The organism is Aphanizomenon sp. CS-733/32 (assembly GCF_028330045.1).
GTDB classification, from domain to species: domain Bacteria; phylum Cyanobacteriota; class Cyanobacteriia; order Cyanobacteriales; family Nostocaceae; genus Dolichospermum; species Dolichospermum gracile.
This window is the reverse complement of the sequence record NZ_JAQMSE010000187.1, coordinates 1-4,213: the sequence shown is the minus strand read 5'-3', so window position 1 is coordinate 4,213 and position 4,213 is coordinate 1. Positions and strand designations below refer to the sequence as shown.

Below are 4,213 nucleotides of genomic sequence, written 5' to 3'. Positions count from 1 at the left end.
TCAAAATCAAGAAACATGGACGTTTTGCTAAAAGTGTTTTTCGTTACGGTTTAGATTATCTGCGTTCTCTTGTTACTGATTTAGATTTGAAATATGACGACTTTCTTCTCTCTCTCAATTTTTTGTCCTGTACTTAGATCAACACTATGCCATATCACGAGTATTTGCCCCCTTGTCTACCCAAAGCGAATTAGAATTTGCCTGTCGAGTTCTGTGCAAAATTGCCGAAATAGTAAAATGATAAAAAAGTGTAAAATTAGGGAAAGAGGAAAAATATTATGCTAACCCAAACAGATTATGCTCTCTGGATTGAAGAAACAATTAATCTATTGAAAGAGCAAAATTATCATAGTGTTAACTGGGAAGACTTAATTGAGGAGATTGAAAGTTTGGGAAGGAGTCAAAGGCGAGAATTGCGAAATCGGCTCATCACAATGCTAGAACATTGTCTTAAACTTTGTTATTCAGACTACGTTCAAGACTATCGTGGTTGGACAGAAACAATTAAGCGGAGTCAGCGAGAATTGAAAGGCTTATTGGAAGACTCTCCCAGCTTAAGACCGTATTGGGATGAAATATTTAGAGAATGTTATATCAGCGCCCTAACGACTCTGCGAGATAACTCTGATTATCAATCTTTTTCTTTTCCTGATGATTGTCCCTTTCCTCAAGACATAGATCAAATTCTGCAACAAACTTCTTGGCGGAAGTAGTCAGTCCAATTCCCTGTCGAGGTCTCCGCAAAATTGCCGAAATAGTAAAATGATTAAAAAAAGCTCAGTAATACCTTCACAACTTGCGCTTTTCCTGTCAACGTAGCAAACCACGAATCACGTTATGATAGTGGATAGTCTGCTTGCAAATTATGATTGAGTGAATTATTCCGACTCCGCTAATGAAATTGACCTTGGGTCAATCTTCCCCTTTGAATTAGATCAATTCCAGAAAGAAGCGATCGCCTCCCTCAATGCTGACCGTTCAGTAGTTGTCTGTGCGCCCACAGGTTCAGGAAAAACCCTCATCGGGGAATACGCCATCTATCGCGCCTTATCTCGCGGGAAACGGGTATTTTACACCACTCCCCTCAAGGCCTTATCTAATCAAAAACTTCGAGACTTCCGCGAAAAATTTGGCTTTGATCAAGTTGGACTCCTCACCGGAGACGCTTCCATTCACAGGGATGCACCAATTTTGGTCATGACCACAGAAATTTTCCGCAATATGCTCTATGGTACACCCATAGGTCAAATCGGGATCTCCTTAGCTGACGTTGAGGCTGTAGTGCTAGATGAGTGCCACTACATGAACGATCGCCAACGGGGTACAGTCTGGGAAGAATCCATCATCTACTGTCCCCGTAGTATCCAACTTGTAGCCCTTTCTGCTACCGTTGCCAACAGTGATCAACTCACCAGTTGGTTAAATCATGTTCATGGTCCTACAGACCTGATTTACTCCGATTTTCGCCCCGTTCCCTTAGAATTTAACTTTTGTAATCCCAAGGGTTTATTTCCCTTATTAAATGAAACTAATACCAAAATTAATCCCCGCCTAGTCAAAAAGGCTAAAAAAGGATATTGGGAAAAAGGCAAAGCTGGTAGACCAGAACCGCCCGGTATTATTTATACCTTGAGCCAACTGCAAGAACGGGATATGCTGCCCGCGATTTACTTTATCTTCAGTCGTCGGGGCTGTGATAAAGCTGTCGAAGAAGTTGGTGATTTATGGTTAGTTAATAATGATGAGTCGCAAATCCTCCGCCAACAAATTGACGAATTTTTACGCAAGAATCCCGATGCTGGCAGGGCTGGACAAGTCGCCCCCCTGTATCGAGGCATAGCTGCTCATCATGCCGGCATTTTACCAGCGTGGAAAGGATTCGTCGAAGAACTTTTTCAGCAGGGATTAATTAAAGTCGTATTTGCCACAGAAACCTTAGCAGCGGGAATTAATATGCCCGCCCGGACAACAGTTATTTCTACTTTGTCTAAACGGACTGATAGCGGACATCGCTTACTCAATGCTTCGGAATTTCTGCAAATGGCAGGGCGGGCTGGTCGTCGGGGCATGGATCTCCAAGGTTATGTAGTGACATTGCAAACTCCTTTTGAAGGCGCAAAAGAAGCATCCTATTTAGCCACATCCAAAGCTGATCCCTTAGTTAGTCAGTTTACACCCAGTTACGGCATGGTCTTGAACCTGCTACAAACCCACACCATCGAAAAAGCCAGAGAACTCATAGAACGCAGTTTTGGACAATATATGTCCAACTTGCACCTCCAACCAGATTTTGAAGAACTGGCACAATTTCAAGCCGAATTGTCGCAAATTCAGTCACAACTGGCGGCAATTGATGAAAGTGAATTGATGCAATACGAAAAACTGCGTCAACGCTTGAAAGTAGAACGCCAAATTTTCAAAACCTTGCAAGAACAAGCACAGGAAGATAGACAGGCACAATTAGCAATGATGCTGGATTTTGCCATATCTGGAACTATGTTGAGTCTCAACGACAGAAACGCCATGTCACCCCTACCGATAACAGTAGTGCTGGTTGACAAAGCCGTGAGTGTGGGCGAGACATCTTACTTTGTCTGCTTGGGGCAAAATAACCGTTGGTATGTGGCAACTTCAGCAGATATATTAGATATGTATGCAGAAATGCCACGAGTAGGAGTTCCATCTGAGCTAATACCACCTTCAGAATTGAGTTTGAAACGCGGACAATCAATTCGTGGTGATGAAAGTACCATTGCGATCGCTCAAAGCATACCCAACCCTGAAGAATTTAACCATCTACCCACAGAAGTAAGAGAACAACTCAGTCGCCTAATTGCTGTCCAAGAACAGTTAGAAAACCATCCCATTTATAAATCGGGTAACATTGCCAAAATATTCAAAAATCGAGCGCGTTGTGTCGAATTAGAAGCAGAAATTGAACACCTTCAAGAACAAGTATCACTACAGTCGCAAAGATATTGGGAAGAGTTTCTCTGTTTAATTGAAATTTTGCAATTCTTTGAATGTTTAGATAACTTAGTTCCCACAAAATTAGGAGAAATTGCCGCAGCCATTCGCGGTGAAAATGAATTGTGGTTAGGTTCAGTTCTAGCCAGTGGAGAATTAGATCATATTGGTCCCCATAACCTAGCAGCAGTCATAGCCGCCTTGGTGACAGAAAGCCCCCGCCCAGATACTAGAGTTGATTTTCAGCTATCAGCGGAAGCGGATACAGCTTGGTTAACATTGCAACCGATTCGCCGCGCTGTGTTAAAGGTGCAGTATCGTCATGGGGTAGCCTTACCAGTAGGTTTGGAAACTCGTTTTATTGGCTTAATTGCCCTGGTAGAACAGTGGGCGCTAGGGGTTGAGTGGAAAGCATTATGTGAAAAAACCACTTTAGATGAAGGGGACGTAGTGCGAATTTTACGCCGCACTCTAGATTTATTATCCCAGATTCCTCATGTTCCTAATTTACCAGATGTGTTGCGACGCAATGCTCAACGAGCAATGCAGTTAATTGATAGATTCCCTGTGAATGAAGCAATGGAGTAATTAGGGTTTGCGGAAAAAATTATCTGTGAGGGCTGATGGGAATAAAGTTGGGTAATATTCTTGTCTGAATCAGGATGTCCAGGATTTAAGGATTAACAGGATTAAAACTTCTTGTATTTGGCAATTCGGACGTTTCTGCCGTAAATAAGCGATTCCTACGGAGCGCTTCGCGATCGCTATTTCACACAACCACAAAACTAATATTTATTTTGTTCCAGTGCATTGGGATTGTTAGGTATTAATCACTTTCTGATGCCATTCCATAGCTTCTACAAGAAACGCTGGTCTCACTGGTGTCGAACTTTCTCCGAAAATTGAGTGCATCTTTCCCTCTCGGTTAACAGCTATATAAGCTAGTGCAATACCTTCCTGTATAAGAAAGATCCCATGAGTCCCAGCAGTAGACGATGAATGCAATCCTATTAGTTGATTTGAGGAAGGTTTGAGTTGCCCGGATGAATTCTTCTTGAGTTAGTAATCCCGACAAGTTAATTTTGCAAAAAATAACATAAAAATTTTAGGACTTACGCATTGACAGAATCAACCAAATATGGGGTATGGGTTTCGGGCATTTTAACGTGATTTTTTTGATGATTTTTGAGCGCTCGCTATTGAGCAGAAGTTAATCACCAAAAGCCTGAAACGAGGGATTTTCGTT

At 42.1% G+C, this 4,213-nt stretch carries 2 protein-coding genes and 1 pseudogene; all 3 read left to right on the top strand.

Going from position 1 to position 4,213, the window contains the following annotated elements:
* Positions 1 to 137, top strand: a pseudogene (locus tag PN471_RS23485) (IS4 family transposase); the annotation flags it as partial.
* A 141-nt stretch (positions 138 to 278) separates the two neighbouring features.
* Positions 279 to 713, top strand: a complete 435-nt coding sequence (locus tag PN471_RS15125) for a DUF29 domain-containing protein (protein WP_271777560.1) — start codon at positions 279 to 281, stop codon at positions 711 to 713.
* A gap of 160 nt (positions 714 to 873) precedes the next feature.
* The gene (locus PN471_RS15120; RefSeq protein WP_271777559.1) at positions 874 to 3,555 is read left to right on the top strand and encodes a DEAD/DEAH box helicase; all 2,682 of its coding nucleotides are present in this window, start codon (positions 874 to 876) and stop codon (positions 3,553 to 3,555) included.
* Positions 3,556 to 4,213 lie beyond the last annotated feature (658 nt).